This window comes from Pseudoxanthomonas sp. SE1 (assembly GCF_029542205.1).
Lineage (GTDB): Bacteria > Pseudomonadota > Gammaproteobacteria > Xanthomonadales > Xanthomonadaceae > Pseudoxanthomonas_A.
This window is the reverse complement of record NZ_CP113783.1, coordinates 4,072,978-4,099,596: the sequence shown is the minus strand read 5'-3', so window position 1 is coordinate 4,099,596 and position 26,619 is coordinate 4,072,978. Positions and strand designations below refer to the sequence as shown.

29 protein-coding genes are annotated in these 26,619 nt (G+C 67.9%); 8 read left to right on the top strand and 21 right to left on the bottom strand.

The window, feature by feature from the left end; genetic code table 11:
• Positions 1-99: 99 nt before the first annotated feature.
• The 4 genes from tatC to OY559_RS19230 all read right to left on the bottom strand — a co-directional run bounded on the left by tatC (position 100) and on the right by OY559_RS19230 (position 2,507).
• Positions 100-852 (bottom strand): twin-arginine translocase subunit TatC, encoded by a 753-nt coding sequence (gene tatC, locus OY559_RS19245; protein ID WP_277727899.1) that lies wholly within the window; start codon positions 850-852, stop codon positions 100-102.
• Positions 849-1,319: a Sec-independent protein translocase protein TatB gene (gene tatB / locus OY559_RS19240; RefSeq protein WP_277727898.1), complete on the bottom strand. Its 471-nt coding sequence runs from the start codon at positions 1,317-1,319 to the stop codon at positions 849-851. Before tatB ends, tatC begins: the two co-directional genes overlap by 4 nt.
• Before the next feature lie 24 nt (positions 1,320-1,343).
• Positions 1,344-1,565: a Sec-independent protein translocase subunit TatA gene (tatA, locus tag OY559_RS19235; RefSeq protein ID WP_062353690.1), complete on the bottom strand. Its 222-nt coding sequence runs from the start codon at positions 1,563-1,565 to the stop codon at positions 1,344-1,346.
• An 84-nt stretch (positions 1,566-1,649) separates the two neighbouring features.
• Positions 1,650-2,507, bottom strand: a complete 858-nt coding sequence (locus OY559_RS19230) for a lipid-binding SYLF domain-containing protein (protein ID WP_277727897.1) — start codon at positions 2,505-2,507, stop codon at positions 1,650-1,652.
• Between the two features lie 170 nt (positions 2,508-2,677).
• Here OY559_RS19230 and hemH point away from each other — a divergent pair, with 170 nt between their 5' ends.
• Together hemH and OY559_RS19220 are read left to right on the top strand one after the other, a co-directional pair.
• Positions 2,678-3,640: a ferrochelatase gene (gene hemH, locus OY559_RS19225; protein ID WP_277727896.1), complete on the top strand. Its 963-nt coding sequence runs from the start codon at positions 2,678-2,680 to the stop codon at positions 3,638-3,640.
• A complete protein-coding gene (locus tag OY559_RS19220; protein ID WP_277727895.1) occupies positions 3,637-4,482 on the top strand; it encodes an alpha/beta fold hydrolase in 846 nt (281 codons plus the stop codon). The genes hemH and OY559_RS19220 overlap by 4 nt, the downstream gene beginning before the upstream one ends.
• Here the strand turns inward: OY559_RS19220 and OY559_RS19215 are convergent, their stop codons facing one another.
• The 4 genes from OY559_RS19215 to ttcA form a co-directional block, all read right to left on the bottom strand.
• Positions 4,483-5,082, bottom strand: coding sequence for a hypothetical protein (locus OY559_RS19215; RefSeq protein ID WP_277727894.1), 600 nt, complete (start codon positions 5,080-5,082; stop codon positions 4,483-4,485).
• A gap of 146 nt (positions 5,083-5,228) precedes the next feature.
• Entirely contained in the window at positions 5,229-6,017 is a 789-nt protein-coding gene (locus OY559_RS19210) for a YgjP family zinc-dependent metalloprotease (RefSeq protein WP_277727892.1), read from the bottom strand.
• Between the two features lie 81 nt (positions 6,018-6,098).
• Entirely contained in the window at positions 6,099-7,001 is a 903-nt protein-coding gene (locus OY559_RS19205) for a recombination-associated protein RdgC (RefSeq protein ID WP_277727891.1), read from the bottom strand.
• A gap of 166 nt (positions 7,002-7,167) precedes the next feature.
• Positions 7,168-8,091 carry a tRNA 2-thiocytidine(32) synthetase TtcA gene (gene ttcA, locus OY559_RS19200; protein ID WP_277727889.1) on the bottom strand — a complete coding sequence of 308 codons (924 nt, stop codon included), beginning with the start codon at positions 8,089-8,091 and terminating at the stop codon, positions 7,168-7,170.
• Between the two features lie 50 nt (positions 8,092-8,141).
• Here ttcA and OY559_RS19195 point away from each other — a divergent pair, with 50 nt between their 5' ends.
• Both OY559_RS19195 and OY559_RS19190 read left to right on the top strand, forming a co-directional pair.
• Positions 8,142-8,348, top strand: a complete 207-nt coding sequence (locus OY559_RS19195) for a YdcH family protein (protein ID WP_142122766.1) — start codon at positions 8,142-8,144, stop codon at positions 8,346-8,348.
• A gap of 276 nt (positions 8,349-8,624) precedes the next feature.
• Positions 8,625-9,344, top strand: coding sequence for an N-acyl amino acid synthase FeeM domain-containing protein (locus OY559_RS19190; RefSeq protein ID WP_277727888.1), 720 nt, complete (start codon positions 8,625-8,627; stop codon positions 9,342-9,344).
• A 70-nt stretch (positions 9,345-9,414) separates the two neighbouring features.
• Here OY559_RS19190 and plsB read toward each other — a convergent pair whose 3' ends face one another.
• The 4 genes from plsB to OY559_RS19170 form a co-directional block, all read right to left on the bottom strand.
• The gene (gene plsB, locus OY559_RS19185; RefSeq protein WP_277727887.1) at positions 9,415-12,099 is read right to left on the bottom strand and encodes a glycerol-3-phosphate 1-O-acyltransferase PlsB; all 2,685 of its coding nucleotides are present in this window, start codon (positions 12,097-12,099) and stop codon (positions 9,415-9,417) included.
• 116 nt (positions 12,100-12,215) lie between these two features.
• Complete coding sequence (locus OY559_RS19180) at positions 12,216-13,157, bottom strand: hypothetical protein (RefSeq protein ID WP_277727886.1); 942 nt, start codon at positions 13,155-13,157, stop codon at positions 12,216-12,218.
• A gap of 256 nt (positions 13,158-13,413) precedes the next feature.
• A complete protein-coding gene (pyrF, locus tag OY559_RS19175) occupies positions 13,414-14,139 on the bottom strand; it encodes an orotidine-5'-phosphate decarboxylase (protein WP_277727885.1) in 726 nt (241 codons plus the stop codon).
• The gene (locus OY559_RS19170) at positions 14,136-15,044 is read right to left on the bottom strand and encodes a 5'-nucleotidase, lipoprotein e(P4) family (RefSeq protein ID WP_277727884.1); all 909 of its coding nucleotides are present in this window, start codon (positions 15,042-15,044) and stop codon (positions 14,136-14,138) included. Before OY559_RS19170 ends, pyrF begins: the two co-directional genes overlap by 4 nt.
• A gap of 116 nt (positions 15,045-15,160) precedes the next feature.
• Between OY559_RS19170 and OY559_RS19165 the strand changes: the two genes are divergently transcribed.
• Complete coding sequence (locus tag OY559_RS19165; RefSeq protein WP_277727883.1) at positions 15,161-15,814, top strand: YceH family protein; 654 nt, start codon at positions 15,161-15,163, stop codon at positions 15,812-15,814.
• A 3-nt stretch (positions 15,815-15,817) separates the two neighbouring features.
• Here OY559_RS19165 and OY559_RS19160 read toward each other — a convergent pair whose 3' ends face one another.
• Genes OY559_RS19160 through OY559_RS19145 form a run of 4 tightly spaced genes read right to left on the bottom strand, consistent with a single transcriptional unit; the run spans position 15,818 to position 19,204 of the window.
• Positions 15,818-16,354, bottom strand: coding sequence for a DinB family protein (locus OY559_RS19160; protein WP_277727882.1), 537 nt, complete (start codon positions 16,352-16,354; stop codon positions 15,818-15,820).
• 19 nt (positions 16,355-16,373) lie between these two features.
• Positions 16,374-16,748 (bottom strand): VOC family protein, encoded by a 375-nt coding sequence (locus OY559_RS19155; RefSeq protein WP_277727881.1) that lies wholly within the window; start codon positions 16,746-16,748, stop codon positions 16,374-16,376.
• 34 nt (positions 16,749-16,782) lie between these two features.
• Positions 16,783-17,169: a hypothetical protein gene (locus tag OY559_RS19150; RefSeq protein ID WP_277727880.1), complete on the bottom strand. Its 387-nt coding sequence runs from the start codon at positions 17,167-17,169 to the stop codon at positions 16,783-16,785.
• 58 nt (positions 17,170-17,227) lie between these two features.
• A complete protein-coding gene (locus OY559_RS19145; protein ID WP_277727879.1) occupies positions 17,228-19,204 on the bottom strand; it encodes a UvrD-helicase domain-containing protein in 1,977 nt (658 codons plus the stop codon).
• Between the two features lie 98 nt (positions 19,205-19,302).
• Here OY559_RS19145 and OY559_RS19140 point away from each other — a divergent pair, with 98 nt between their 5' ends.
• Together OY559_RS19140 and OY559_RS19135 are read left to right on the top strand one after the other, a co-directional pair.
• Complete coding sequence (locus OY559_RS19140; protein ID WP_277727877.1) at positions 19,303-20,010, top strand: SEL1-like repeat protein; 708 nt, start codon at positions 19,303-19,305, stop codon at positions 20,008-20,010.
• 32 nt (positions 20,011-20,042) lie between these two features.
• Positions 20,043-20,666 (top strand): thymidine kinase, encoded by a 624-nt coding sequence (locus OY559_RS19135; protein ID WP_277727876.1) that lies wholly within the window; start codon positions 20,043-20,045, stop codon positions 20,664-20,666.
• Positions 20,667-20,672: 6 nt separating this feature from the next.
• On the opposite strand, the gene OY559_RS19130 is transcribed toward OY559_RS19135, so the two are convergent.
• From OY559_RS19130 to OY559_RS19115, 4 genes are all read right to left on the bottom strand, one after another.
• Positions 20,673-23,477, bottom strand: coding sequence for a serine/threonine-protein kinase (locus OY559_RS19130; protein ID WP_277727874.1), 2,805 nt, complete (start codon positions 23,475-23,477; stop codon positions 20,673-20,675).
• A gap of 24 nt (positions 23,478-23,501) precedes the next feature.
• Entirely contained in the window at positions 23,502-24,068 is a 567-nt protein-coding gene (locus OY559_RS19125; RefSeq protein WP_142122751.1) for an ECF-type sigma factor, read from the bottom strand.
• Positions 24,069-24,151: 83 nt separating this feature from the next.
• The gene (gene mutM, locus OY559_RS19120) at positions 24,152-24,979 is read right to left on the bottom strand and encodes a bifunctional DNA-formamidopyrimidine glycosylase/DNA-(apurinic or apyrimidinic site) lyase (RefSeq protein ID WP_277727873.1); all 828 of its coding nucleotides are present in this window, start codon (positions 24,977-24,979) and stop codon (positions 24,152-24,154) included.
• Positions 24,972-25,805 carry an ABC transporter ATP-binding protein gene (locus OY559_RS19115; RefSeq protein ID WP_277727872.1) on the bottom strand — a complete coding sequence of 278 codons (834 nt, stop codon included), beginning with the start codon at positions 25,803-25,805 and terminating at the stop codon, positions 24,972-24,974. The genes mutM and OY559_RS19115 overlap by 8 nt, the downstream gene beginning before the upstream one ends.
• Before the next feature lie 85 nt (positions 25,806-25,890).
• Between OY559_RS19115 and OY559_RS19110 the strand changes: the two genes are divergently transcribed.
• A complete protein-coding gene (locus OY559_RS19110; protein ID WP_277727871.1) occupies positions 25,891-26,223 on the top strand; it encodes an EF-hand domain-containing protein in 333 nt (110 codons plus the stop codon).
• Between the two features lie 6 nt (positions 26,224-26,229).
• On the opposite strand, the gene OY559_RS19105 is transcribed toward OY559_RS19110, so the two are convergent.
• Positions 26,230-26,610, bottom strand: a complete 381-nt coding sequence (locus tag OY559_RS19105; RefSeq protein WP_277727870.1) for a tautomerase family protein — start codon at positions 26,608-26,610, stop codon at positions 26,230-26,232.
• Positions 26,611-26,619 lie beyond the last annotated feature (9 nt).

Here is a 26,619-nt window from a genome sequence, read left to right as displayed (position 1 = left end):
TGCGGCGGGCCAGGGCCCGCCCTACGAGGCGATCGGGTGACTAAAGCGCGATGGTTCTCCATCGCGGGCGCGCTGCGGCGCGCTTGCTGCCGCGACGGCTCAAGCGCTATCGGGGCGCGGCTTCAACCAGCTCGCCGCGACGATGCCCAGTTCGTACAGCAGGCACATCGGGATGGCGAGCATCAGCTGCGAGACCACGTCGGGCGGTGTGATCAGCGCGGCGATGACGAACACGCCGACGATGGCGTAGCCACGGCCTTCGCGCAGCTGCTGCGGCGTCACCCAGCCCAGCAGCACCATGATCACCAGCGCCACCGGCAACTCGAAGCTGACGCCGAAGGCCAGGAAGATCACCATCACGAAGTCCAGGTACTTCGCCGGGTCCGGCGCCAGCGTCACGATGTCCGGCGTGAACACCGTCAGTGCGTGGAACACGCTGGGAAGCACCAGGAAATACGCGAACGCGCAGCCGGCATAGAACAGCACGATGGCCGACGCCAGCAGCGGCATCGCCAATCGCTTCTCATGCTTGTACAGCCCCGGGGCGACGAAGCTCCACGCCTGGTACAGCAGCCAGGGCGAGGACAGGAAGAGGGCAGTGAAGAAAGCCAGCTTGATCGGCGCGAAGAAGCCCGAGGTCGGGTCGCTGGCGATCATCTGTGCGGCCTGGCCGGCCGGCAGCTGGGAAATCAACGGTTGCGCCAGGTGGTCGTAAAGCTGGCGCACGAAGGGCAGCAGCGCCAGCAGGATGACGCCGGTACCCGCCAGTCCGCGCACCAGCCGCGTGCGCAGCTCCAGCAGATGCTCCATCAGGCTGCTTTCGGCTTCCTGGTTCGAGGATTCGCGGTTCATCGCGTCTCCTTCGGCGGGAACAGGTCGGCCGTGGTGCCGGTCTCGGGCGCGTCGGTGGTGGCCTCGCCGGTGGGCGTGTCGACAGCGTCGTCGGCCTGTTCGGTCGCCGCGGGCGGCCTTGCCAGCGCGGGCGGCGTGATCGCCGACGCGACGTCATTGTGCAAGGCCTTGGCGTCGTCGCGTGCGGCCTGGCGCACTTCCTCGAACTGCTGCTCGGTTTCCCGGGCGCTGTCGCGGATGCGTTGTTCGGTTTCGCGCATCGCGTCCTTGGCGTCCTGCAGGTTGCGCTTCAGTTCGTCGGCGGCGAGTTCGCGTTCCAGCTCGTCCTTCACCGAGTACCACTGCGCCCGCGCGCGGCGCACCCACAGGCCAGCGAAGCGCGCCGCCTTGGGCAGGCGCTCGGGACCCAGCACGATCAACGCAACGATGGCGATGACCAGCAGTTCACTGAAACCGATGTCGAACATGGCCGCGGCCGCGATGCCGCGCGATCAGTTGGCGTCGCGGTCGCGCTCTTTGGCGGCGCTGGACTCGTCGGTGCGCGACTGGTCGTTCAACTGGCCGGCCGGCTTGTCGTCGTCCTTCATGCCCTTCTTGAAGCCCTTGACCGCCTCGCCCAGGTCCTGGCCGGCGTTGCGCAGGCGCTTGGTCCCGAAGACGAGCAACACGACCACCAGCACGATGATCCAATGCCAGATGCTCAAACCGCCCATGGTGTGTACTCGCTGGAAAAGTCGGGGTGCTCAGGATAGCGCAGGCGGACCACCGGGATGGCGATCCACCGCCCATTACTTCCGTTACGGGGTGCCGTCCAGCGGTTCGGTGCGTACTTCGCCGTCCTGCACCGGCTCGAATCCCTGTGTCTGCGCAGGAGCCTCCACCACGACCGGCGCGGTGACCGGTGCGGGCGCATGCGCAGCCACCTGCGCCGTGGCCCCCGTGGTGCCGCGATTGCCCCGGGCGAGTTCGGTGACCTCTTCCAGCTGGTCGCGGAAACCGACCACGGCGCTGGAAGGCTGGCCGGCACGGCTCTCGAAGATCGCGCGCGGTGTCGCGGCGCTGCCGTAGACAGAGGTGTTGGCGTCGTCGTCGATCTGCAGCACGGCGCCATCCAGCGCCACGCCGGCGAACAGGCCGCGCGCGCGCGACCACGACCAGATTTCGGCCTTCAGCTGGCCATCGGTGGCGGCACTGGCATTGCGGCCGACCGGGCCTGCGGCCACGCCGGCGTCGGCACCGAGGGTGAACTTGCCGTTGACGATGGAGTCCAGCGAGCGGTCATTGCGGAACACCAGCACCACGTCCGAGGATTGCACGCCGGCCTGAAAGCCGATGCTGCCGCCGGTGAGCTTGATGAAGACCGGCTGCGACCAGCTGCCATCGGGGTTCTTCACCGACATCAGGCCGTGTCCGCGGCGACCGCCGATCACCAGTCCCGCCTTGAGCGTGTCGGGAATGACGATGATCGCCTTGCCTTCGTCCAGCAGCTTGTCGGGGATGCCGTTCTCCGGAATGCGCTGGATCTCGTTGAGCACGCGCACCGCGTTGTTCGCGCGCTCATCCTCTTTCGGACCTGCGATGGCCTGCCCGGCGAACAGGGCGGCGGCGAGCGCGAGGGCGGTGGGCGGCAGCAGGCGGCGGGACGTGCGGTTCATGGGTGGCTCCGTAAGTGGATTGGCAGCAAGTTACTGCAATTGCTTGAAAATAGGCGTGAATGGATGAATCGCCACTGACGCTGGGCAGTGGTGGCGGAGGTTCGCGACATGGATCGGCGTGATGGAATTTTCGAATCGGTGCGCACGCACGGCTCTGCCACAATAACGGGATGCCTGACACACCTCCCACCGCCCTGCTCGCCGTCAACCTGGGTACCCCGGAAGCGCCGACGGCGCCCGCTGTGCGCCGTTACCTGTCCGAGTTCCTGCACGACCACCGCGTGGTCCAGCTGACCCGCTGGCTGTGGTGCCCACTGCTGCATTTCCTGATCCTGCCGCTACGCGGTCCCAAGGCCGCGGCCAAGTACGCGAGCATCTGGATGCCGGAGGGTTCGCCGCTGGCGGTGTATACCCGGCGATTGGCCGACGCGGTGCAGGCGCGGCTCCCGGGCTGGCGTGTCGTCGATGCGATGCGTTACGGGCAACCGTCCGTGGGTGCGCGCCTGGAAGCGATGCGCGCCGCCGGGGTGCGGCGCGTCGTGGTGTTGCCGCTGTATCCGCAGTACTCCACCACCACCACCGAATCCGTGCGCGATGTGGTCGCCCGGGAAGCCGTGGGGTTGGAGGTGCACTTCATCGAGGACTACTCGGTCGATCCGGGCTGGCTGGCGGCCGTGGCGGCATCGATCCGGCAGTGGCGGCTGGCGAACGGTGCCGGTGAACACCTGCTGTTCTCCTATCACGGACTGCCGCAGCGCCTGGCCCGCAACGGCGATCCGTATCCGCAACGCTGCGAGGCGAGCACGCGCGCCATCGTGCAGGCGCTGGGGCTGCGCGATGACGAATGGACACTGACCTACCAGTCCCGCTTCGGCAAGGAACGCTGGCTGGAACCCGCCACCGACGTGACCTTGCGCGAACTGGCCGCGCGCGGTGTGCGCAGGGTGGACGTGGTGTGCCCCGGCTTTGCGGTGGACTGCCTGGAAACGCTGGAGGAGGTGGGGATCGGCTTCGCCGAGGAGTTCGCGCATGCCGGTGGCGAGCTGCGCTACCTGCCGTGCCTGAACGACGATCCCCGCCATGCCGATGCACTGGCGGCACTGGCGCAGCGCGCCGTCGGCACCGCCGCATGATGTTGCGCGAGTTCGAGGTCGATATTCCGTTGGGCCGGATCACGGGACTCCGTGGCGACGGTGATGGTCCGCGCGTGCTCGCCCTGCATGGCTGGCTGGACAATGCGGCGAGCTTCATTCCGTTGGCCGCCCACCTGCCCGGCGTGCAGCTGGCGGCGCCCGACCTGCCGGGCCACGGCCGCAGTGCGCATCTGGCGCCGGGAGCGGAGTACACCAGTGGCGTGGCGGTCAATGCCGTGCTCGACATCGCGGACGCGCTGGGGTGGGAGACGTTCTCGCTGCTCGGTCACTCGATGGGTGCCGGCATCGCGAGCCTGGTGGCCGCGTCCGTTCCTGATCGTGTTCGCCGCCTGGTGGTGATCGAAGCCCTGGGCGGGCTGGCCGAAACCGTCGAGCGCACGGCAGACCGGTGGCGCGAAGCCATTGCCGCGGCACGCGCGCTGCCGGGCAAGCAGCTGCGTGTGTTCACCGACCTGGCTGCACCGGTGCGGGCGCGCATGCAGGCGAACCAGTTGAGCGAACCGGCGGCGCGCCTGCTGGTCGAGCGCGGCGTCCGGCCCGTGGAGGGCGGCTTCGTCTGGAGCAGCGATCCTCGCCTGACGCTGCCCACGCCGCAGCGACTCTCCGAGGCGCAGCTGGCGCGCCTCGTTGCCGGCATCGCGTGCCCCACCACGGTGGTCTATGCGGATCCGCCGCAAGCCTATTTCCCGGAACCCTTGCGGACACAACGTGCCGCGCTGCTGCCCGATGGCCGGCTTCACGTTCTGGCCGGCACGCATCACCTGCACATGGAAGACCCGGCGGCGGTCGCCGCGTGGGTGCTGCCGTTCCTGCGACCGTGATCAGCCGCGCTTGGCGCGATGGAAATCCAGCGCCAGCCGGATGTCGCCCTTGCGGATCGGCGCGGAACTGCGCCACCACGCCGTGGTGACGGCGTCGAGCTCGGAATCCTGCTGTGCCAGTCGCCGCAGGAAGGTGATGTCTTCCGCGCTGGCCAACTGCTCGTCCGGCAGGTAGTACTGCTCCAGTGGGAGGCGCGCGGCGTCCGGCGTGCGTGTGAGCCGCGCCAGCAGCGCCACCGCCGCCAGCGCGAGCAGCGCGTAGCCGGACAGCAGCATGTTGATGGAGCTCTGGGTGCTGCCCAACCATGCCAGTGCTGCGGCGGCGGGCAGCAACAAGGCCAGCAGCCTGGCGCGGCGATCGAATCGCTGGATCTGGCTGGCCATGCGCCGGCGCTCCAGCGCCCGCCCGCTGATCTCCTCCACGGACACCCCCTTCCGGCTCATCAGCGCGCGTCGTGCGGCAAGGCTGGTGGCGGTTTCCGAACCTGGCATGGCGTACAGCGAGAACGCCTTCAGCGACGCAACGGTGCCGGCTTGCTGGACAGGACCGGTTGCAGCCCGGTTGGTGGGAATTGCGTGCGAGAGTGCGGGACGGTTCATTGGGCGGGTACCGGAGAAGGCGAGGCGCCGGAGCGCAGGCCCGCTCTCCCTGCTGGGCCTGCCGTTGCCGGCATGCCCTCTTGAATCGTGACGCAAGTCTCACTCCGGACATGGGCGCCTGGAGTCCTCGGATTCGCAGGCCGGTGTCAGGGCGTGGCCAGCAGCCGGTGCAGTCGAACTTTCAGGCGGCGGCCTTCGGCGTGGAAATACGCGCGCTCGTCGCGCCAGGCGGGGAAGCGCGCCTCCACTTCATGCCAGAAGGCGGGTGAATGGTTGGCGTGTATCAAGTGGCACAACTCGTGGACGAGCACGTACTCGAACGCTGAAGGTCGCCCCAATACGAGAGCCAGGTCCAGCGCCAGCGTCCCGTCGGGCGTCAGGGAGCCCCACTGGGACGACATGGTCTTCAGGCGGATCTGCCGGGGCGCCCGCGGCAACCCCGTCAGATAACCCGGCAGCCAGCGGCCGATGTCGGCCCGCGCCTGGGCTTCATAGAAGGCGCGCAGGGTGCGTTGCAGGCTGGTCGTACTGGTGCGCGACGTCGTATGCACGTGCAGCGTGTCGTCCACCCGCTCGATGCGCGCGTAGCGACCCTCGTGCCACTGGAGTGGCAGGTACTCGCCCCGCAGCGGCAAGCGATCGGTTCGACCGGGCACCAGTGTGTCGTCGCCGTCATCCGGCGCATGCCGCGCGAGCTGCGCGGCGAGCCAGTCGCGGTGTTGTTGCAGGAAGCGGTCCCCCGCCACCAGGCTGGCGCGCAGGGGCAGCGTCAGTCGCGCGCCCCGCTCATCGATGCTGAGCTTGAGGCGCTTCGCGCGCGGATCACGGACGCGTTGCACGTCCAGGATGCGTCCGTCATCGAGTTCCAGGGTGACGGTGTCCCGCTCGACGCTGCGTGGCGCGCGGGCGATCAGGAGGGAGTGCAGCGAAGGCATGCCCACGATTGTAGTGGGCATGCGCGGGCTGGAGGTGGCGGATGCGATTCAGTCGCGCCGCATCCCGTTTCCGTGGAGGGCTCAATCCGCCTTGCTGAGCTTGAGCGCGTGCTCCAGCACCAGGAACAGCCGCTTCACCTCGCCGGACATCAGGGCGAAGCGGGCATCCAGTTCGGCGCGCAGGTCGTCGTGCTCGGTGTTCTCCAACTGGTCGACGGCGCCGTCGAGGAACTTCAGCTTGCGCACGATCAGGTCTTCGCCGAGGACGAACGACACGTGGTCGTCCAGCACCAGCGCGAGCTTGGTGACCTGCTTGCCGGCCTCGAGGTGCTTGGTGATTTCGTCGCTCTGCAGGTCCTGATTCTGGCACTTCACCACCGCGCCGCCTTCCATCGCGTCCTTCAGCTCGCACTCTTCGCCCAGCGACAGGCCTTCCGGCAGCGGTTCGCCGGCGATCCAGCCGGTCAGCACGCTGCGCGGCGCGACTTCGGCATTCAGCGGCAGCGCGGGGAAGCTGCCCAGCGCGCGGCGCACTTCCGACACCACGTTCTCGCCGGTCTTGCGCGAGGACGCATCCACGGCGATGAAGCCGTGCTCCAGGTCGATCAGTGCATCGGTGCGCGAGGGTTTGACGAAGGCGCGCGGCAGCAGCTCGTGCAGCAGGTCGTCCTTCAGCCGCTTGCGGGTCTTCCCGCCGGGCTTGCGGCCTTCCTTCTCTTCGATCTCCTGCAGCTTCTTCTGCAACAGGTCGTTGACCACGGCGCCAGGCAGGATCTTGTCCTCGCCACCCACGCTCAGCCAGATGGCGTCGTTGATGCGGTGGGACAACGTGTCGTCACCGCGGCCGAACGGCGAGATGAAGCCGCGTGAGGACAGTTCGAGCGGGCCGACCGGCTTGAGTACGGCTTCGGGAAGCAGTTCGTCGAGTTGGGAGAAATCCAGCGAAGTCGGGAAGCGGAACAGGGTCAGGTTGCGAAAGAACATCAGGGAATCAGGGTCCGGTAAATGAGGGGGATGCGTGCTGTTGCTTTGCCCGCCGTCCCGGCGAAAGCCGGGCTCCACTTTGCCTTTGCTCGACAACGGTCCTCAGTGCGGCAAGGGCAACATGGAGCCCGGCTTTCGCCGGGAGGACGGCGGGCGTGTGGCGAGGTCAGGTGTCCTCGTCCGCCAAGGTGGGATGCGGTTCGCCCGCCAGCCATGCCTGCGCATCGGGCAAAGCGGCGCCGTCGCGGTGGCCCAGGGACAGGAAATCGAACAGGTTCGGGTCGCTCAGCTGCGACGGGCGGATGTCGCCCAGCGCGCGTGCGATGGTCTCGATGCGGCCGGGGGTCTCGCGTTCCCACGCATCCATCATCTTCTTGACCTGCTTGCGCTGCAGGTTTTCCTGGCTGCCGCACAGGTTGCAGGGAATGATCGGGAACGTCTTCGCTTCCGCGTACTGGGCGATGTCGTCTTCGCGCACATAGGCCAGCGGACGGATCACCACGTGCTTGCCATTGTCCGACAGCAGTTTGGGTGGCATGCCGGAGAGCTTGGCGTGGAAGAACATGTTGAGGAAGAACGTCGCCACCAGGTCGTCGCGGTGATGGCCCAGCGCGATCTTGGTGAAGCCGTTCTCCTCGGCATGGCTGTACAGCGCGCCACGGCGCAGGCGCGAGCACAGCGAACACATGGTCTTGCCCTCCGGAATCACCCGGCTGACCACCGAATACGTGTCCTGCTCGATGATGCGGTACGGCACGCCCACGCGCTCCAGGTAGTCCGGCAGCACGTGTTCCGGAAAGTCCGGCTGCTTCTGGTCCAGGTTGACCGCGACCAGTTCGAAGCCGACCGGTGCCTTCTTCTGCAGTTGCAGCAGGATGTCGAGCATCGTGTAGCTGTCCTTGCCGCCGGACAGGCACACCATGACCTTGTCGCCCTCCTCGATCATGCCGAAGTCGGCGATTGCCTGGCCCACCTGGCGGCGCAACCGCTTGGCCAGCTTGCCCTGTTCGTGCGCGGCGCGGCGCGGATCGGCGGCAGGGCGGCGCAGGACGGGGTCGGGCAAGGGCAGGACGGTGCTCATGGGCGTCATTGTACCGGGGTGCGGTGACGCCCTTGCCGCCGCCGGTGTACGCTCGCCGCGTGGAGATCAGCAACCCCGCCGACATCACCCAGAAGGTCACCGAACTCAAGCTCGAACACCGCGAGCTGGACGAGGCGATCGCGCGCCTGGTGGATGATGCCGACGCCGACGAAGTGGCGATCAAGCGCTTGAAGAAGCGGAAGCTGTGGCTGAAGGACTGCATCGCGCGGCTGGAGAGCGCGTTGATTCCCGACGAGCCGGCCTGAACCCACGCGCCTCACGACAGCCCGGATCTGACGCTGCGCGTCACCCCTTGCCGGCGCGGAGGCACGCTTCCCGCGCGTCGGGGCCGCCAGAGGCCTGAAATACCCGTCCGCAGCCCCCAGGGCTCCCTTCCGGGGCGGTCGGCGCAGTTGGCCCGATGCTTGCTTGATTTCCCGATGTGGGGGTTTCCCCGACGACTGACCGTTTGCCGTCCTGCCGGCGCCGCGGTTCCCAATGACTGGCTGCGTGCGCCTCCCGCGCCGTGGCGAGGGAGTGGCATGGAGCAGGACAAACCATTCAATCACCGCCCGCCATCGTCGGCCCGTGAGGCGCGGCTCGTGGCGGCGTCGGCGGACGAGGCGATGGCCGGGCTGGGCCTGCGCATGCATCGTTTCGCGCCGGGCGATTGCCTGGGTGACGTGCCGCGCCTGCGGCGCGAGGTGTATTTCCACGAGCGGGGCCAGTTCGGTGACCGGAGCAAGCGTGTCACCGACGGTCTGGACGCGTGCGGCACCACGTTGGCGGTGGAAAAGGGGACGCAGGCGATCGCCACACTGCGTCTGCACGACTTCGCACCGCTGGCCGTGCAGGTGGAGTACGGCAGCCTGTTCCAGATCGACGCCTTCGCGCGGTCCTGGCCCTTGGCGCAGGTTGCGGTGGGTACGCGTTTCGCCGTGCAGGCCGACCAGCGCAGCAAGCCGGTGGTGGATCGGCTGATGGAAGAGGCGTACCGCTGGGCGCAGGAAAGCCGCATCCAGTTCTGTCTGCTGGCGTGCGAGCCGTTCCTGCACGATGTGTTCGAACACTATGGCTTCCGCGAATACCTTCCGCCGGCCATTCTGCCGGGCGGCGTGGACCTGTTGCGGATGGTGCTGGTGATCGAGGACGAGCCCTATCTGTCCGAATGCGGCTCGCCATTGCACCGCCTGATACGCGACCCCGCGCGTGCGCTGCCGGCGAAGGCGTGGCTGACGCGCTCGTTCAATGCACTGTCCTGAATGGCACCGCCACAGGACGGCGCAGCCAGGTCACGCGGCGGAATAACGTGGTGCCTTCAGCGGCAGGACCTCAGTCCTGCGGGGGCGTCGTCGGCTCGGCCGGTTTGGCGGCTTCCGGGCTGACCTTCTCGATGGTGTGGCGCAGTTCTCGGCCGAGGATGGCCTTGGCGTCGCGCGCCCAGGCGTCCAGGCGTTCGTCGAACAGCAGCTTGCTGTTCTCGTCGGGCCAGACCAGCTTGAGTTCGCGCAGTTTCTGGATGAAGCCGCGGAACAGCGTCTTGTCGAAGAATTCCGGCGCAGCGGGCGCGTAGAGCAGGCTCAGGCGTTGTGCCGCCTGCTGGCACAGGCTCTCCAACTCGGCGGCGCCCAGCGTGCCCGGGCCATTCTTCACCAGCACCGAGATGGCGATGTAGTAGCGCTCGAAGGCCTGCTGCAGCGAGTGGCCGATCGCGCGCAGCCGGAACACTTCGTCGGTCTGCCCCGCGCTGCGCGCGAGGATGCCGCCGTCGTCTTCGTTGACCTGCTGCAGCAGGCCTTCGCGGATGAACACCTCGATGGTGCGTTCCATGCGTTCGGCGAACTCGTCCTCGCTCCATGGCAGGAACAATTCCTCCTGCAGGAACGGATACAGCGTGCGGCCCAGGCGCAGCACGCCGGCACGGCTCATGCGGCGGTTGTTCTGGAAGCAGCAGGCGATCCACGACGACGCCGTGAACAGGTGCAGCACGTTGTTGCGGTAGTAGCTCAGCAACACGGCCGTGTCGTCGTCCACGCTCAATACGTCGCCCAGCGGATGCTTGATCCGCTGCAGCATGTTGATCTCCTCGGCGTGGGAGATGATGCGATCCGGCGAGTGCGGCGTGACGGTGACGCGGTCGGAGTAGGGCAGTTCGGCCAGCAGCGTCTTGGACAGTTCGATCTGCGCGATCAGGTCGGCTTCGCCCATCGCGTGCTTGGGCGTGGACAGCAGCGCCAGCGCCAGCAGGTTGATCGGGTTCACGTCGGCGGCGCGGTTGATGTTGACCTGGATCTGCTGGGCCAGCGCATCCACGATCTCGGACAGCCACGCGGGCTTTTCCTCTTCGCCCACGGGCGTGCCGTCCCACTCCGGCGCATGCTTGGCCAGCGCGTCGTTGAGCGGGATGGGCTCGCCGAAGTTCACCACCACCTGGCCGTAGTTCTGCCGCAGCACCTTGGGGATGCCCCACAGCACGGCCCAGATGGATTCCTTTTCCTTCGGCCGGCCACTCAGTTCGTCCAGGTAGCTGGTGCCTTCCAGCAGCTTCTCGTAGCCGATGTAGACCGGCTGGAACAGCACCGGCTTGCGCGGCTGGCGCAGGAAGGCGCGCAGCGTCATCGAGATCATGCCGCCCTTGGGCGGCAGCAGCCGGCCGGTGCGCGAGCGCCCGCCTTCGATGAAGTACTCCAGCGAGTAGCCGCCGGAGACCAGCTGCGCCACGTATTCGGTGAACACCGCCGAATACAGCGGATTGCCGCGGAAGCTGCGGCGCATGAAGAACGCGCCGCCCTTGCGCAGCAGCGTGCCCACCACCGGCAGGTTGAGGTTGATGCCGGCCGCGATGTGCGGCGGCACGATGCCGCGTTCGTACAGCAGGTACGACAGCAGCAGGTAGTCCATGTGGCTGCGGTGGCAGGGCACGTAGACCACTTCATGACCGGGCGCAGCCTCCTTGAACTTGTCCAGGTGGTGGACCAGCACGCCGTCGTAGATCTGGTTCCACACATGGCTGAGCAGGAAGCTGGCCGAGCGCACCACGGGGTTGGAATAGTCGGCGGCGATTTCCCACGCGTAGGCGTGCGCCTTCTTCCACGCGTCCTCGGGCTTGGACTTGTCGCGCCGCGCCTGTTCGGTGATCGCTTCCTTCACCGGGTCGGCGGCCAGCACCTGGTCCACCAGCAGGCGGCGTGTGGACAGGTCGGGACCGATGATGGCCTCGCGGATGCGGTGGAAGTGCGTGCGCAGCACGCGCGACAGCTTGCGGACGGTGCGCTCCGGCTCGAGGCCTTCATCGACCGTGTTGCGCAGCGAGACAGGTGGCGCGAACCGCACGATGGTGCCGCGTCCGTTCAACAGGATCGCCAGCAGGCGGCGGAAGCGGCCCACGATGGCCCAGTTTTCGGAGAACAGCACCGAGAACCAGCCGCTCTGCTTGTCCGGCGCACGGCCGACGAAGATCGACACCGGCACCAGTTGCACGTCCAGTACCGGGGTGGTGCGGTGCGCCTCCAGCAACCGCGCCAACGAACCGGAGTGGGTCTTGGCGCTGACCTGGTCGGGGATCAGGGTGCTGGCATTGCGGCGCGACAGCGCCACATAGGCGCGCTTGCGGCCCAGCGGGTTGCCGCCGACGGGCAGCGGCACCAGCGGCGAGGGCAGACCGGCGTCGCGGCAGGCGCGGTCGAGGATCAGCGCGTTCGACAGGCCGTAGTCTTCCAGCACGTAACAGACCGGGCGGCCGTCCAGCAGGTCCGCCGGGATGCCGGGCTCGATGTTCAATGCCAGCCAGGGATCGGCCAGGCGGCCCAGCAGCCGCGCCCACAGCGGACGCTTGGCCTGGCGATGGGCGGGCGGCGTCATCGGGACGCCTGCCGTGACGGGCGCATCGGCGACCACCGGGGTGTCCAGCGTGTTTCCGGGTGCGGCGGGGTCCGTCGCGCCCGGGGTCTTTTCCGGCGGCGTCGGTTTCGGGGCGTCCGGGAACGGCAGGGGATTCTGTTCAGGCATCCGGCGCATTATGGCGCACGCCCGTGACCGGCTGGGAAGCGGTTACAGGTTCAGGCAGGCGCCCTTGGTGCATGGGGACCGGCCAAGTGGGCCCTACGTCGGCACCGGGGGCGGATGCCGACGGCCTAAGTCGCTGGATCGATATCGCCCTGCGGTGAGACGGGAGGGGTCTCGGTGGCGGGTGGCGCGACCGGGGGTGCAGGCAATGCCTTCAGCAGGTCCTCGGCATGGCGGAGGTAGTCGGTCAGGTACCACTGCCCGCCGCGCCGGGTCAGGCTGACCACGGTGTCGATCTCGCGTTCGGCCAACGGATAGTGGATGCGCACCGTGGCGGTGTCGCCCTTCTGTTCGACCAGGCCGGTCCGCAGGTCGTTGAAGGTCGTATCCAGGGGCAGCCCGTAGCGGGCGAAGGTGGCCTTGGTCTCGATGAAGAACGGCGTCAGTCGTTGCAGGCTGGCGACCATGCCGGCGTTGTCGAGGGCCCGCTCCGTGGTCAGGCCGCTCCGGCGTGCGGCCGGTGCCAGCCGGGACAGCGTGGTCCGTGCCAGTGCGGTATCGCCGAGCGGTGCCTGTTGCGCCCACTCGCCCAGAGCGGCGATCACCTGCGCGTAGTGGTCGCGTTCTTCCTGGGTGTAGTCGCCTTCGTTCTTCACGTACTGCACGCCGAACAGGCTCAGCGTACGCGCGGCTTCCTTCAGGTCGCGGTCCTGCCGACCGAACTGTCGGTCGAAGCTGCGTTGCAGCGTCTTTTCCGAATCCTTCGCGGCCAGCGCGGCCAGCATCGGCACCAGCTTGTCGTCCAGTGGCAGTTCGGTCAGCGGCCAGCGACTGTGGCCTTGCCGCCAGGCGGCGTCCAACCGTGCATGCACGTCAGCAGGAACGGCGTCGCGTGCGAAGGCCACCAGGTCGTTGCGCTGCAGGTGCGTTGCCAGTTGGCGCACGGCGGCAGCCGGTTCGCTGGCTGCGCCGGCGAGTTCTTCGGGTTCGGGTTTGCAGGCGGCCAGCAGGACGAGCGACAGCCCGAAGGCGGCCAGCGCGCGCAGCAGGGACGCGGACGGCGTGGACATGATGCGGTGACTCCCCAGTCTCCCCGCATCTTCACGGCAGCGGGGAAAGGCGGCAAGCATGGCCGTCGCAACTTGCCTCGCAGGCAATAAAAAAGGAGGCCGGGTGTCTTGCGACCCCGCGGACCTCCTGAAGTCCGGCCGAAGCCGGAGGACGAAGTGTTGTGGCACATCTCCGGCCCAAGGGCCGGATGGACACAGCCTACCTGCGCCCGAATGCTAAGGCAATACCTGAAATAGATATGTGTAAGCTATTGAATTATTTGATGGCACCAGCAATTTCCAGTTGGATCGCCTCGGCGGCGGCGCGCGGATCGGTTGCCTTGCTGATCGGCCGGCCCACCACGATGGCGTCTGCACCCAGGGCAAACGCTTCGGCCACGCCGACGGTGCGCTTCTGGTCGTCGCCCACCGGGCCGCCCGGGCGGATGCCGGGGCAGACAATGGAGAAGCCGGCATCCGCAGCAGCGCGGATCACGCCGGCTTCCTGCCCGGAGCAGATCACGCCATCGATGCCGGAAGCCTGCGCGGCAAGCGCACGTTGCACGACGATGTCGGCAGGTTCGCCACTGTTGATGCCCATGGCGCGCAGGTCGCTGCCGTCCATCGAGGTCAGCACCGTTACCGCGAGCAGGCGCAGGTCAGCCCCACGGGCTTCGGCGGCCGCTTCCATCATGCCGGCGTGCCAGCCGTGGATGGTCGCGTAGGTCACCGGCCAGCGCGACAGGCCCCGGATCACCCCGGCGACGGTGGCCGGGATGTCGAAGAACTTCAGGTCGACGAACACGCGCTTCTCGCGCCGGGCGAGTTCGTCCAGCACCGTGAAGTAGTCGCCGCTGGCCAGCAGCTCCATGCCGATCTTGTAGAACTGCACCGCATCGCCAAGCCGGTCGACCCACGCCAGCGCTTCGGCACCGGACGGCGCGTCCAGCGCGAAGATCAGGCGCTCGCGCGCTGTCAGCGCGACCGGGCCGCGCGCGCTCACGGCGCGTAGTCCAGCGCGTCGCGCTTGGCCTGCGTGCGTGCGGCCGCCGGCTGGTCCCAGGCGTTGTTGAACAGTGCGGGTTCCCACGACCCGTAGGTCGGGTTGGGCAACATCCACCAGCGCTCGCCGAACCAGTCGTCGTACTCGTCGAACAAGGCCTGTCGGCCTTCGCGGGTGTTGGCCACCACTTCGGTGAAGTCGCCGATCTGGTCGCCGAACTGCATCAGCACGCGGTATTTCTGCCCCGCCAGGCGGCGTCGGCAGTTCTTCTCGCTGCCGTTCTGCTCGCAGCCTTCCAGCACCGTGCCCAGGCCGAGGAACACGCTGTCGTCGGCGACCGGCAGGCCGGCGTCGCGCAGGTTGGCCAGCGTGGCTTCCTTCAGGTGCACGGCGCGGTTGGAGATGTAGAGGATGGTCACGCCCTTTTCGGCCGCGGCCTTGGCGAAATCCACCACGCCGGGCAGCGGCTTGGCCTTCTTCTCGGCCACCCACTGGTCCCAGCTGATTTCGTCGTATTCCTTGCCATCGCGGATCAGGCGGGCCTGGTACGGCGAGTTGTCCAATACCGTCTCGTCCACGTCCATCACCACGGCGGGCTTCAGGCCGGTGGCGGCGTTGCCGCGCTCGTCGGGGACCAGCGCATCCCAGTGCTTTTCCTTCAGCGCGGCATCCAGGTGGTCGGCGGCGGCACGGAAGGTCTGCGTGGTGATCGCGCGGTATTCCACCGAGGTCTGCACCCAGGCCACGGCATTGAGGTTGTCGTGCGCACCCGTCGGCTTCATCGGCGCCACGGCGGCGACGGGCGCAGCGGTGTCCGCTGGCGTGGCCGCGGGTTCGGTGCGCTTGCACGCGGACAGGGTCAGCAACGAAACCGCCAGGCCGGCGGCAAGCAGGGAAACGCGCATGGGCAATCCGGTCTTCAAGGTGCGTGGATTCTAGCGAACCTGTGTTGCAGCGGGTGTCCGGTGCCGCGCAGGGCACGGGTTATCCTTCACGCCCTCGCATCCGATATCGGTTTCCCATGGAAGACACCACGCCCGTCCTGAATGCCGCCGAGGCCCGCCTGCTGGGCTGCCTGATCGAGAAGGAAGCCACCACGCCGGAGACCTATCCGCTGACGGTGAACGCCGCGCAGGCGGCTGCCAACCAGAAGACCGCGCGCGATCCGGTGATGGCGCTGGACCCTGGCGCGGTCAACCATGCGCTGCGGCAGCTGGAGCAGAAGGGCCTGGCGAAGCAGGTGTTCTCCTCGCGCGCAGAGCGTTACGAACACCGCACCGCGGCGTTCTTCGGCATTCCCCAGCAGCAGGCCGTGCTGCTGGGTTTGCTGCTGCTGCGTGGCGCGCAGACGGTGCACGAACTGCTTGCGCGCAGCGAACGCCTGTTCAAGTTCGCCGATGCGGACGACGTGCGCCACCACCTCGACCGCCTGATCCAGCGCGAACCTGCGCTGGTCGTGCAGATCCCGCGTGGGCCCGGGCAACGCGAAGACCGTTACATGCACCTGCTCGGTGGCCCGGTGGACGTGGCCGCGATCGCGGCACGGCTGCCGTCCGCTGCGCTCGCCGGCGAGCCCGCGAATGCCGAACTCGAAGCGCGCGTCGCCGCGCTGGAAGGTGAGGTCGCGGCGTTGCGCGAGCAATTGGCCGATCTGCTCGCGACCCGCAAAGACTGAGCGTCAGCCCTCGTCAGGCACCAGCGTCAGCAGGTCGGTCACGCCCACATCGACGCCCGCCTGCGACAGCAAGGTGGTGACCTGTCCGCGGTGATGGGTCTGGTGGTTGAACAGATGCGTGAGCAGCCCCTCGACGTTGCGCGTGAACGTGGCTCCCTTCGTGTTGGCGTAGGTCAGCCGGGACGACAACTGCGCCGGCGTGAGCGTGTCCACCCAGCGCAGGATCAGTGCGTCCAGCCACTCGCGCCGGGCGCGCAGCGCGGGAAGCGTCGGGTATGGCACGGCGTCCAGTGCGATCGGCATCGGTGTGTCGTCGAGCGCGGCGAGCACATCAGAGGCGTCCGTGGCGGATGCGAACCGCTTGAGCCAGATCGTGTCGGCCACGACCAGATGATTCAGCGTGCCGAGCACGGAGCCGAAGAACGCGCCGCGATCCTCGGCCAGCGTTTCATCCGGCAATGTCGCGGCCGCATCGTAGAGGCGCCGGTTCATCCATTGGTTGTAGGACGCCAGCAGCGTCATGCGTGCATCAGCGGTCACGTCCGGCTCCCGTTTCCCGTCAGCGCTTCTCTTCCATCAATCCCACCAGGTTGCCGTCCGGATCACGCAGGAAGCCGGTCCAGAGTTCGTGGTCCGGCATGCGTGCGGCGAGTTGTGGTGGCCGTTCTTCCGTCGCGCCGCGCGCGACCAGCGTCGCCTGGGTGGAGGCGATGTCCTGCACCGTGAAGTAGAGGATCGAGTTGGCACCCACCGCGCCCGCGCCCTGCGGCGTGGTCAGCATCAGGCGAATGCCGCCGGCATCAAGGAATGCCAGCTGCGCGGCGGGCTGGAACAGGAACGTCAGCCCCAGCGCATCGCGATAGAAGCCCAGCGCAGCCTCCACGTCGCTCACGGTGATGGCGATCTGGCGGATCCCGGACAGGTGCGGTGTCATAGGTGTGCCTTGTCAGTAAGTTGAATGGAGGACATCACCCGGGGCGCCGGCTGCTGCGCAGCAGGAACAGGCTGCCGACGAGCATGCCGATGAAAGCGGTCGCCAATCCCAGTACCAGGCCGACGGCGACATCGGCGACTGCCATGCCTGGGCCTTCCATGCCACGGAAGGCGTTCAGGCCGAGCCGCACGAGGACTGCGGCCGGCACGGCCGTCGCGATCAACAGCCACAGCGGCAGGAAGCGTCCGGTGCCGAACGCGCGCAGCAGCATGGCCACCACGCCGACCGCCACCAGCCCGGGGCCGTAGAGTGCGCGCGGCAACCCGGCCAGTTCCGGGGCGAGTTGCCAGTAGGGGAAGCCTACGCCGACGAAGGCGATCAGGAATCCGATCCACCGCCATATCCTGCTGTCGCGTGTCATGTCGCGCTCCGCTTGCCTGCGATGTCGCGCAGCGTAGCGCAAGCACGCGCTGCGTGGCTCAGTCGAACATCGCCTGGATCGCGGCCAGGCCGGCGCTGGCGCGCTCCTTCTTGCGTTCCGCATCCGCCACCGGGTCTGCACCGTCGCGCTGGAGTTCGTCGGCAGGCAGTTCATCGATGAAGCGGCTGGGCTGCAGGCGTAGGCGTTCGCCGAAGCGACGCGTCTCGCGGTTGTGGCTCAGCCACAGCTGTTCCTTGGCGCGGGTGATGCCCACGTACATCAGGCGCCGCTCTTCCTGCAGGTTGCCTTCCTCCACGCTGGTTTCGTGCGGCAGCGTGCCGTCTTCGCAACCGACGATGAAGACGTAGCGGAACTCCAACCCCTTCGCTGCGTGCAGGCTCATCAGGCGCACCTGGTTGCCGCCGTCGTCCTTGTCGTTGCGCGACAGCAGCGCGAGTTGCGCGGCCAGGTCGCCCGCGGAGCTGCCACGCGGCCCCCCTTCGAACCAGTCCGCCAGTTCGTCCAGGTTGGCGCGGCGACGCTGGAACGAGGCTTCGTCCTTGCATTGCGCGCGCAGGTCGGCCAGCAGTCCGGAGCGTTCGCTCAACCGGCGCACCAGGTCGGCCGGTGGCAGTTCCTCGGCATGCCGGCGCAGGTCGCGGATGATGTCGACGAAGGCACTGAGGCCATTGGCCGCGCGTGGCGGCAGGGCCTTCAGCGCGCCCATGGACTCGGCGGCACGCGACAGCGGCAGGTGCGCGTGCTGCGCCATCTCGGCGAGTTTCGCCAGCGACGTGGCACCGACCTCGCGCTTGGGCGACTGCACGGCACGCAGGAAAGCCGCATCGTCGTCCGGGTTCACCAGCAGGCGCAGCCACGACATCGCATCCTTCACTTCCTGCCGCTCCAGGAACGCAGTGCCGCCCGTCAGGTGGTAGGGAATGCGCAGCAGCTGCAACGCCTTTTCCAGCGCGCGTGACTGGTGGTTGCCGCGGAACAGGATGCAGAAATCGCTCCATGCCGCGCTCTTGGATGCATGTACGAACGAGATCTCGGCGGCGACCTTCTCCGCCTCGTGTTCGTTGTCGCGGCACTCCCACACGCGGATGCGCTCGCCGTCGGCCTGGTCGCTCCACAGCGCCTTCGGATGTTCGTGCGGGTTGTTCGCGATCAGCGCATTGGCCGCACGCAGCACGCGGTTGCTGCAGCGGTAGTTCTGTTCCAGCTTGACGATCTGCAGCGCCGGATAATCCTTCGCCATCTGCAGCAGGTTATCGGGGTTCGCGCCGCGCCAGGCATAGATGCTCTGGTCGTCGTCGCCCACGCAGGTGAAGTCGCCGCGTTCACCGGCGATCGCCTTCAGCAGGCGGTACTGCGCGTCGTTGGTGTCCTGGCATTCGTCGACCAGCAGATAGCCGATGCGTTCGCGCCACGCCGCGGTGATCTCGGGATTGTTCTCCAGGATCTGTACCGGCAGGCGGATCAGGTCGTCGAAGTCCACCGCATTGAACGTGGTCAGCCTGTCCTGGTATCGCTGGTACAGCAGTGCGGCTTCCTTCTCGCGGTTGGTGCGCGCTTCGGCAAGGGCCTCTTCGGGCGACAGGCCGGCGTTCTTCGCGCGGGAGATCAGGTTTTTCGCCGCTTCCACGTCGTCGGGTTTGGCGCCGTACATCAGGTCCTTCACCTGTGCGCTGGCGTCGTCGGCGTCGAAGATGGAGAACCCGCGCTTCAGGCCCACGGAGGCGTGTTCGATCTGCAGGAATTTCAGTCCGAGCGCGTGGAAGGTGCAGATCGTCAGCCCTTCGGCCGCGTCGCCCTTGATCCGCTTGGACACGCGTTCGCGCATTTCCTTGGCGGACTTGTTGGTGAAGGTGATCGCCGCGATCCGGCGCGCCGGGAAGTGGTTGCCCGCGATCAGGTGCGCGATCTTCTCCACGATCACACGCGTCTTGCCGCTGCCGGCGCCCGCTAGCACGAGCAGGGGGCCCTTGCTGTGAAGGACGGCGGCGCGTTGGGGGGGGTTGAGACCGTGCATGGGGCGTACTTCTGCGTAGGCCATCAGTTTACAGACAACGGCGCCCTGCTTCTCCTAGCATGTCGACACTCCAGGCTTCCGGATGCAGGCGTATCGCCATGAATGCCCTCCGTTGCTGTGTGTTGATCATGGTGGCCCTGTTGCCGATGCGGCCGGCGATGGCCCAGGAGCCGAAGCTCGACCAGGCGGTGTTGACCGAAGGCTTCCTGGCCGCGCACCCCGACCTGCGCTGGCGGTCGGAGGGTGCGCGCGCTTACGAACAGCAAGACTATGCCGGCGCGCTGGAACGGTTCATGCGTGCGGCTCTTCATGCCGACAAGCCCTCGCAGGCGATCATCGCGGACATGTACTGGCAGGGCACCGGCGTCGCGCAGGATCGCGCCATCGCCTACGCATGGATGGACATCGCGGCCGAGCGGCTCTATCCGGACTTCCTCGCCCAGCGCGAGTTCTACTGGGCGCGACTGGACGACGTGCAGCGCAAGGAGGCCATCGAGCGCGGGCAGGCGATCCTGGCCGAATACGGCGACGAGGCGGCCAAGCCGCGGCTGGAAAAGATCCTGCGGCGGGCCACGCGCAGCATGACCGGCAGCCGCGTCGGCTACGTCGGCAATCTGACCATCATTCCCCACACCGGGCCGCTGGCCGGCACCGGCATGACGGTGCGAGGCGACCAGTACTACGACCGCAAGTACTGGCAGCCCGAGCACTACTGGCGGCTGCAGGACGCGATCTGGAAGGCGCCCATGAGAGGCAAGGTCGACGTGGGCGAGGTGGAGCCGGTGAAGGCGCCCGAAGGCGGATAAGCGGGGGCGCCTGCCCGTTTTACAATGGCGGCATGGCCAAGCTCTACTTCTACTATTCGGCGATGAACGCCGGCAAGACCACCACGCTGCTGCAGTCGGCGCACAACTACCGCGAGCGCGGGATGCGCGTGGCGATCCTGACCCCGCGGCTGGACGACCGTGCCGGAGCCGGCGTGGTGGCGTCGCGCATCGGTCTGCGCGCCGATGCGGTGGCGTTCGAGCGCGAGGATGACTTGGAGCGCCGGATTCGCGACGACATCGCCGCGCACGGCAAGCTCGACTGCGTGCTGGTGGACGAAGCGCAGTTCCTCAGTCGCGCCCAGGTCTGGCAGCTCAGCGAGGTGGTGGACGCGCTGCGCATCCCCGTGCTGTGTTACGGCCTGCGCACCGACTTCCGCGGCGAGCTGTTCGAAGGCAGCCAGTACCTGCTGGCCTGGGCGGACGAGATCAGCGAGATCAAGACCATCTGCCACACCGGCAAGAAGGCCATCATGACCGTGCGGGTCAATGAGCAGGGGCTCGCCGTGCAGGATGGGCCGCAGGTGGAGATCGGCGGCAACGAACGCTATGTCTCGGTCAGTCGCGCGGAGTTCAAGAAGATCGCACGCGGCGAAGGTCGCATCGATCCGCAACAGCCGGGGTTGTTGCTGGAGTGACCCGCCTCAACGGCAGGCGGTGCGCAGGTCGGTGACCTCGCGCGGAATGATGCCGCCATCAGGCAGGGCGCTGCGAAGTTCTCCCGCCAGGGCATCCAGCTCGCGCCGCGCGCGTTCCTTCTCGCCCATGCCGCAACGCGCTTCGGCCAGATAGGCGCGGGCGAGCCAGCGCAGCTTCGGCGCTTCGCTGCCGCCACCCTCATGGCGCGTCAGTCCTTCCAGTGGGGCGATGGCGTCCTGCGGGCGTCCCAGCCGCGTCAGGTGACGGGCCATGGACAGTTCGGCGAACCAGGTGCGCGGATGCTCCGGACCGAAGCCCACGCGGGTCAGGCGCACGGCGCGATCGAAGCGCGCGCTGGCGCCCCGAAGGTCGCCCTTGGCGGCCAGCACTTCGCCGATCATGCGGTCCGTCTCGCCGATCAATGCATGGCTGGCGCCGATGGTCGCCACCCGCATCCGCCGCGATTCTTCCAGCGCGGCCAGCGCCTCGTCATGGCGGCCAGCGCTGTGCAGCACCATGCCGTAGTTGAACAGGCCGCCGGGCAGGATCTGCAGGCTCTCGCTGCTGCGCCAGATGCCGACGGCGCGGGCGACATTACGTACCGCGGTCTCGTTGTCGCCCCGTTCCCACGCGATGATGCCCATCGAATTCCAGCTCGACGCCGTGTCGCGGTGCTGCGGGCCCAGTGACTCCAGCGTCATCGCATGCAGGCGTCCAAGTTCCTCGTCGGCTTCACGCAGCTGGCCCAGGTCGACCTGCACGGCCGCGATGTGGCGGCGCAGGGCCTGGGTGAGCGGATGACGCGCGCCATGGATGTCCTCGGACAGCGCGCGCGCGCGCTGGAACGAGGCCAGTGCCGCATCCGTGTCGCCGCGGTTGCGGTACAACAAGGCCAGGCTGCGCTGGATCTCGATGGCCAGCGTATGCCGCGCATGGCCGTGCGCCTGCAGGTGCGCCAATGCGGCCCGATAACCGCGTGCGCCCGCATCCGCATTGCCCAGTTCGACATCCAGCTGGGCCAGGTCGCGCATGTTTTCCGCAACGCCCGCTTCGTCCTTCAGGGCGCGGCGGATCTCCAGCGAGCCGTCGAACATCTGCCGCGCCACCTGTTTCTCACCGGCGTCGGCACGGCAGCGTCCGTTCTGCGACCGGAACTCGGCCACCGGAAGCGGCAACCTGGAATCGAGCGATGCCAGCCGCGCCTCCATCGGTGCCATCACCAGCACGCACTGGCGCGAACGGCCGAGCAGGCGCAGCACGCGCCCGTGCTGGGTGGCGGCCTGCAGGCGCAGGCTGTCGGGCGCATCGTTGGTTATCGCGAGTACCCGCGCCTGCTTTTCCAGCAGCGCGAGCGATTCGTGGTAGTCGCCCAGGCCGAGTCGGAGGCGGGCGATCACGCCCAGCAGTTCGGCCTGCGCGCGTGGCTGGTTCGCGAGTTCGCGTGCGCCACGCCGTTCGCCGGCCGCCAGCAGCTCGCGCGCATCGAAGGTGTTGCCCTGCTGCGATGCGCTGGCGTTGTCGAACAAGCCGATCACGAAATCCTGCATGGCCTGCGCGCGCGCCGCCTCGCGCATCGCCTGGCGACCCTGCCAGAGGCTCACCGCCAGTGCTGTCACCAGCACGAAAGCCGCCAAGCCACCGAAGGCGAGCGTCCAGCGTTGCCGGATGAGGTACTTGTGCAGCCGGTAGCCCACGCTCTGCGGGCGGGCCAGCACGGGACGCCCCTCGATGTGCCGCCGCAGGTCCTGCGACATCGCTTCGACGGACGGATAGCGCTGCTCCGGCGCCTTCTGCAGGGCCTTGAGCGCGATGTTGTCCAGGTCGCCGGCCAGCCTGCGTGCGTTGCGGCGCGCATCCGGGCATCGGCTGCGGCTGCCGTCGGTGGTGCGCAGTGTCGCCACCGAGGGCTTCAACGGCTCGACGGCGAGGATCGCCTGCTCCCATTCGGCATCGGTCTGCCGGCGCAGGCGATACGGCTTGGTGTCCGCGATCAGTTCGTACAGCACCACGCCCAGCGAATACACGTCGGTCATGGTGGTGACGAGTTCGCCGCGTACCTGCTCCGGTGCCGCGTAGTGCAGGGTGAAGGCGCGCACTTCGGTGCGCGGATGCACGGGCGCGGGCTCGGGGTCGTCGAGCAGCTTGGCGATGCCGAAGTCCAGCAGCCGCACCTCGCCATTGGGCGTGACCAGGATGTTGGATGGTTTGAGGTCGCGGTGGACGATCAGGTTCGCGTGCGCATGGCTGACCGCTTCACAGATCTGCAGGAACAGCGTCAGCCGCGCGTCCAGGCCGATGTTGTTGGCCAGGCAGTAGTCGGTGATCGACACGCCTTCCACGTATTCCAGCGCCAGGTACGGCTGGCCCTCGCTGCCGATGCCGGCGTCCAGCAGGCGCGCGATGTTCGGATGCTCCAGGCGCGCGAGGATCTCGCGTTCGCGGGTGAAGCGCAGGCGCAGGTTGGGATCGGCAAGGCCGGGGCGAAGCAGCTTCAGCGCGACGCGGCGCTGGTACAGGCCGTCCGCACGCGAGGCCAGCCACACCATGCCCATGCCGCCTTCGCCCAGCATTGATTCCAGCTGGTAGGGCCCCACGCGCATGCCGGGCTTCAGCTGGCCCGGTTTGTCGACCAGGGGCTGGTCGATGAAGTCGTCGCCTTCTTCTTCCAGGGCGAGCAGTTTCTCCAGCTCGCGCGCGGCATCGGGGTCGTCGGCGCGCAGGATTTCCAGTTGCTGCGCGCGGGCGTCCGGATCGAGTTCCAGCAGGATGTCCAGCAGCGGGGACAAGCGTTGCCAGCGTTCGGCGTCCATCTCGGCGGGCGCGCAGTACGGGTCTCAGCTGTCCTGCATGACCGACAGCAGGAACATGCGCGCCTTCTGCCAGTCGCGCCGGATGCTGCGCTCGGAGCGCTGCAGCAACTCGGCGATCTCCAGTTCGGACAGGCCGGCGAAGTAACGCATCTCGACCACCTGCGCCAGGCGTTCGTCGGCGGAAGCCAGCTTCTCCAGCGCGTCGTTCAGCGCCAGCATGTCCTCGTCCAGGCGCAGGTTGCCTTCCACTTCTTCGGGGATGTCCGCCACGCGCTTGAGGTCGCCGCCGCGCTTGCGCGCCAGCCGGCTGCGGGCGTAGTCCACCACCACGCTGCGCATCGACGAGGCGGCGTACGCGAAGAAGTGCGCGCGATCCTCGAACTTGGCGGTGCCGGTGGAGCCGAGCAGCTTCAGGTAGGACTCGTGCACCAGCGCGGTCGCGTCCAGGGTGTAGCCATGCTGGCCCGACAGCTGGCGGCGCGCCATGGTGTGCAGCTCCTGGTACAGCGTGGCCAGCACGCGGTCCAGCGCGGCGCGATCGCCGCTGCGGGCCGAGTCCAGCCACAAGGTGATGTCAGGTGCGTCGGCCATCCGTTTCCCCCACGATGCCAAGGGCGCGAATATAACGTCATTTGTCTCACAAGACGTGAGGGAGGAGAAACCCGCCAGGCCCGTCAGCGTTGACAGTGCCCGCACCAGACCGTGGTCCGCTGGCCGATGGTGGCCTGCTTCATTGCCCGGCCGCAGCGCGGACAGGCTTCGCCGCCCCGGCCATACGCCGACAATTCCTGCTCGAAATAGCCGGGAGCGCCGTCCGGGCTGAGGAAATCCCGCAACGTGGTCCCGCCCCGCGTGATGGCATAGGCAAGGATGTCCTTTACCGCGTCGGCCAGTGCCGCGTAGCGTTCCCGCGACACCTTGCCGGCCGCACGCAGCGGGGAAATGCCGGCACGGAACAGGCTTTCCGCCGCGTAGATGTTGCCTACCCCCACCACCACGGCCTGGTCCATCAGGAAGGTTTTCACCGGCGCCCGCCGGCCCCGGCTGAGTGCGAACAGATAGTCGCCGTCGAACGCATCCGACAACGGCTCCGGTCCCAGCCCCTGCAGCAACGGATGCACCTGGCCGACGGGCTGCCACAGCACGCAGCCGAAGCGGCGCGGATCGGTGAAGCGCAGCACCCGGCCGGACCTGCCACGTTCGCCATCCAGCACGATGTCCACGTGGTCGTGCGCGCCAACCGGGGTAGCGGCCGGCAGCACGCGCAGGCTGCCGGACATGCCCAGGTGCAGCACGGCGCTGCCTGCGGCGGTGTCCATCAGGAGGTATTTCGCACGGCGCCGGACGGCATCGATGCGCTGGCCGGGCAGTTCGCGTGCCACCTCCGGGGGGATCGGCCAGCGCAGGTCGGGCCTGCGCAGCGTCACCGCCTGGATGCGGCGCCCCTCCACGTGGGGCGCCAGGCCGCGGCGGGTGGTTTCGACCTCGGGCAGCTCAGGCATGGGCGGGCATCGCGGTGTAGAAGCCGCCTTCGTGGCGCACCTGGATCGGTCCGCCGAAGGTCTGGCTCAGTTGCGCATCGGTCAGCGTGGTGGCGCGGTCGCCGTCGGCGTGGACCGTGCCGTTGCGAAGCAGCAGCACGCGGTCGATCTCGGGAATGATCTCCTCGATGTGGTGGGTCACCAGCACCAGGGTGATGCCGCGCTGCGCCAGGCTGCGCATCAGATCAAGGAAGTGTTGCCGTGCGACCAGGTCCAGGCCGGCGGTGGGCTCGTCCAGCAACAGCGCCTCCGGCTCGTGCACCAGTGCCCGCGCGATCAGCACGCGCCGCATCTCGCCGGTGGACAATTCCGCCACCTGGCGGTCGGCCAGCGGCGTCGCGCGCACCTGCTCCAGTGCGTGCCGTGCGCGGGCGCGCATGCCGGGGTCCACCTGGCGGTGCGGAGGCACCGCGAAGCTGGAGAAGAAGCCCGTCACCACGGCGTCCTCCACGCGCAGGTACGGCATCTGCTGCAGGTCGCGGGTCAGGTCGCTGGTGACCAGGCCCAGGCGATTGCGCAGTTCGTTCACGTTCCAGCGTCGCAGGCCGAACACCTTCACCGGCGCGTCGCCTTCGCGTGCCAGGGGATACAACTCGCGATTGATCAGCTTGATGAACGTCGACTTGCCACAGCCGTTCGGGCCGAGGATGGCCGTGTGCTGGCCCAGCGGGATGGTCAGCGACAGCTCGTGCAGGACGCGTGTGGCACCGCGCACCACGGTGGCGCGGTGCAGTTCGAACAGCGGGGCTGCGAGCGTCGCAGCGGCAGGGAATGCTGGCAGGTTCATTGTGGGGCGGAGGGCGTGGTCGCCGGTGCAGCGTACCCGAATCGTCGCGGACAACGGCAATGCCCGGCGGCCCTACAATGCCGGCATGCGCCTGTTCTTTTCCGCACTCCTGCTCACCGTCGTACCCGTGGCCGTACTGGCCCAGGTCACCGCCACCGGCGACTACCTCGCACGCATGGACACCGACCACGACGGTCGCGTCAGCCTGGCCGAATACCAAGGCTGGATGAGCTATGCCTTCGACGGCATGGACCGCAACCGCGATGGTGTGCTGTCCGTGGACGAACTGCCGGGCGGGCGCGGCAAGCCGATCACCCGCGAAGCGCACCTGGCGCAACTTGCCGACCGCTTCAGGCGGCAGGACGTGGACGGCAACGGTTTCCTGAGCGAGAAGGAGCTCGCTGCGCCGCCGCGCTGATCCATCTCACGTATGGATCAGGCGTCCGCCTGCGAACGCCCAGTTCTCCCACGTGGTCTCCTTGAAGCAGACCATCACGTTCTCCGGATTCCTGCCGGCGGCGGCCAGGCGCTGCATCAGATCTGCGAGCAGCGCTTTCTTCACTTTCACGCTGCGTCCTGCCGACCACAGGATCTCGATCAGAACGAAGTCCTCGTCGCGCGCACCGGCGACATCCGGATAGGCCGGGTCGTAGCGGAAATCCTCCGCCGACAGTTCCAGCACGCGCTGGAAGCGATCGGTGGCCGGCACGCCCGACGCGACCAGCGCAGCATGCACGGCGTCCAGCACGGAGGACTTGAATGCGTCGTCCTTGGGCTTGCGGACGGTCAGGGTGATCAGTGGCATGGCGTATTC

Excerpts from the sequence above, each read along its gene's own strand:
- tatC (WP_277727899.1), bottom strand. The coding sequence starts at position 852 with ATGAACCGCGAATCCTCGAACCAGGAAGCCGAAAGCAGCCTGATGGAG.
- tatB (WP_277727898.1), bottom strand. The coding sequence starts at position 1,319 with ATGTTCGACATCGGTTTCAGTGAACTGCTGGTCATCGCCATCGTTGCG.
- tatA (WP_062353690.1), bottom strand. The coding sequence starts at position 1,565 with ATGGGCGGTTTGAGCATCTGGCATTGGATCATCGTGCTGGTGGTCGTG.
- OY559_RS19230 (WP_277727897.1), bottom strand. The coding sequence starts at position 2,507 with ATGAACCGCACGTCCCGCCGCCTGCTGCCGCCCACCGCCCTCGCGCTC.
- hemH (WP_277727896.1), top strand. The coding sequence starts at position 2,678 with ATGCCTGACACACCTCCCACCGCCCTGCTCGCCGTCAACCTGGGTACC.
- OY559_RS19220 (WP_277727895.1), top strand. The coding sequence starts at position 3,637 with ATGATGTTGCGCGAGTTCGAGGTCGATATTCCGTTGGGCCGGATCACG.
- OY559_RS19215 (WP_277727894.1), bottom strand. The coding sequence starts at position 5,082 with ATGAACCGTCCCGCACTCTCGCACGCAATTCCCACCAACCGGGCTGCA.
- OY559_RS19210 (WP_277727892.1), bottom strand. The coding sequence starts at position 6,017 with ATGCCTTCGCTGCACTCCCTCCTGATCGCCCGCGCGCCACGCAGCGTC.
- OY559_RS19205 (WP_277727891.1), bottom strand. The coding sequence starts at position 7,001 with ATGTTCTTTCGCAACCTGACCCTGTTCCGCTTCCCGACTTCGCTGGAT.
- ttcA (WP_277727889.1), bottom strand. The coding sequence starts at position 8,091 with ATGACGCCCATGAGCACCGTCCTGCCCTTGCCCGACCCCGTCCTGCGC.
- OY559_RS19190 (WP_277727888.1), top strand. The coding sequence starts at position 8,625 with ATGGAGCAGGACAAACCATTCAATCACCGCCCGCCATCGTCGGCCCGT.
- plsB (WP_277727887.1), bottom strand. The coding sequence starts at position 12,099 with ATGCGCCGGATGCCTGAACAGAATCCCCTGCCGTTCCCGGACGCCCCG.
- OY559_RS19180 (WP_277727886.1), bottom strand. The coding sequence starts at position 13,157 with ATGTCCACGCCGTCCGCGTCCCTGCTGCGCGCGCTGGCCGCCTTCGGG.
- OY559_RS19170 (WP_277727884.1), bottom strand. The coding sequence starts at position 15,044 with ATGCGCGTTTCCCTGCTTGCCGCCGGCCTGGCGGTTTCGTTGCTGACC.
- OY559_RS19165 (WP_277727883.1), top strand. The coding sequence starts at position 15,161 with ATGGAAGACACCACGCCCGTCCTGAATGCCGCCGAGGCCCGCCTGCTG.
- OY559_RS19155 (WP_277727881.1), bottom strand. The coding sequence starts at position 16,748 with ATGACACCGCACCTGTCCGGGATCCGCCAGATCGCCATCACCGTGAGC.
- OY559_RS19150 (WP_277727880.1), bottom strand. The coding sequence starts at position 17,169 with ATGACACGCGACAGCAGGATATGGCGGTGGATCGGATTCCTGATCGCC.
- OY559_RS19145 (WP_277727879.1), bottom strand. The coding sequence starts at position 19,204 with ATGCACGGTCTCAACCCCCCCCAACGCGCCGCCGTCCTTCACAGCAAG.
- OY559_RS19140 (WP_277727877.1), top strand. The coding sequence starts at position 19,303 with ATGAATGCCCTCCGTTGCTGTGTGTTGATCATGGTGGCCCTGTTGCCG.
- OY559_RS19135 (WP_277727876.1), top strand. The coding sequence starts at position 20,043 with ATGGCCAAGCTCTACTTCTACTATTCGGCGATGAACGCCGGCAAGACC.
- OY559_RS19130 (WP_277727874.1), bottom strand. The coding sequence starts at position 23,477 with ATGGACGCCGAACGCTGGCAACGCTTGTCCCCGCTGCTGGACATCCTG.
- OY559_RS19125 (WP_142122751.1), bottom strand. The coding sequence starts at position 24,068 with ATGGCCGACGCACCTGACATCACCTTGTGGCTGGACTCGGCCCGCAGC.
- mutM (WP_277727873.1), bottom strand. The coding sequence starts at position 24,979 with ATGCCTGAGCTGCCCGAGGTCGAAACCACCCGCCGCGGCCTGGCGCCC.
- OY559_RS19115 (WP_277727872.1), bottom strand. The coding sequence starts at position 25,805 with ATGAACCTGCCAGCATTCCCTGCCGCTGCGACGCTCGCAGCCCCGCTG.
- OY559_RS19110 (WP_277727871.1), top strand. The coding sequence starts at position 25,891 with ATGCGCCTGTTCTTTTCCGCACTCCTGCTCACCGTCGTACCCGTGGCC.
- OY559_RS19105 (WP_277727870.1), bottom strand. The coding sequence starts at position 26,610 with ATGCCACTGATCACCCTGACCGTCCGCAAGCCCAAGGACGACGCATTC.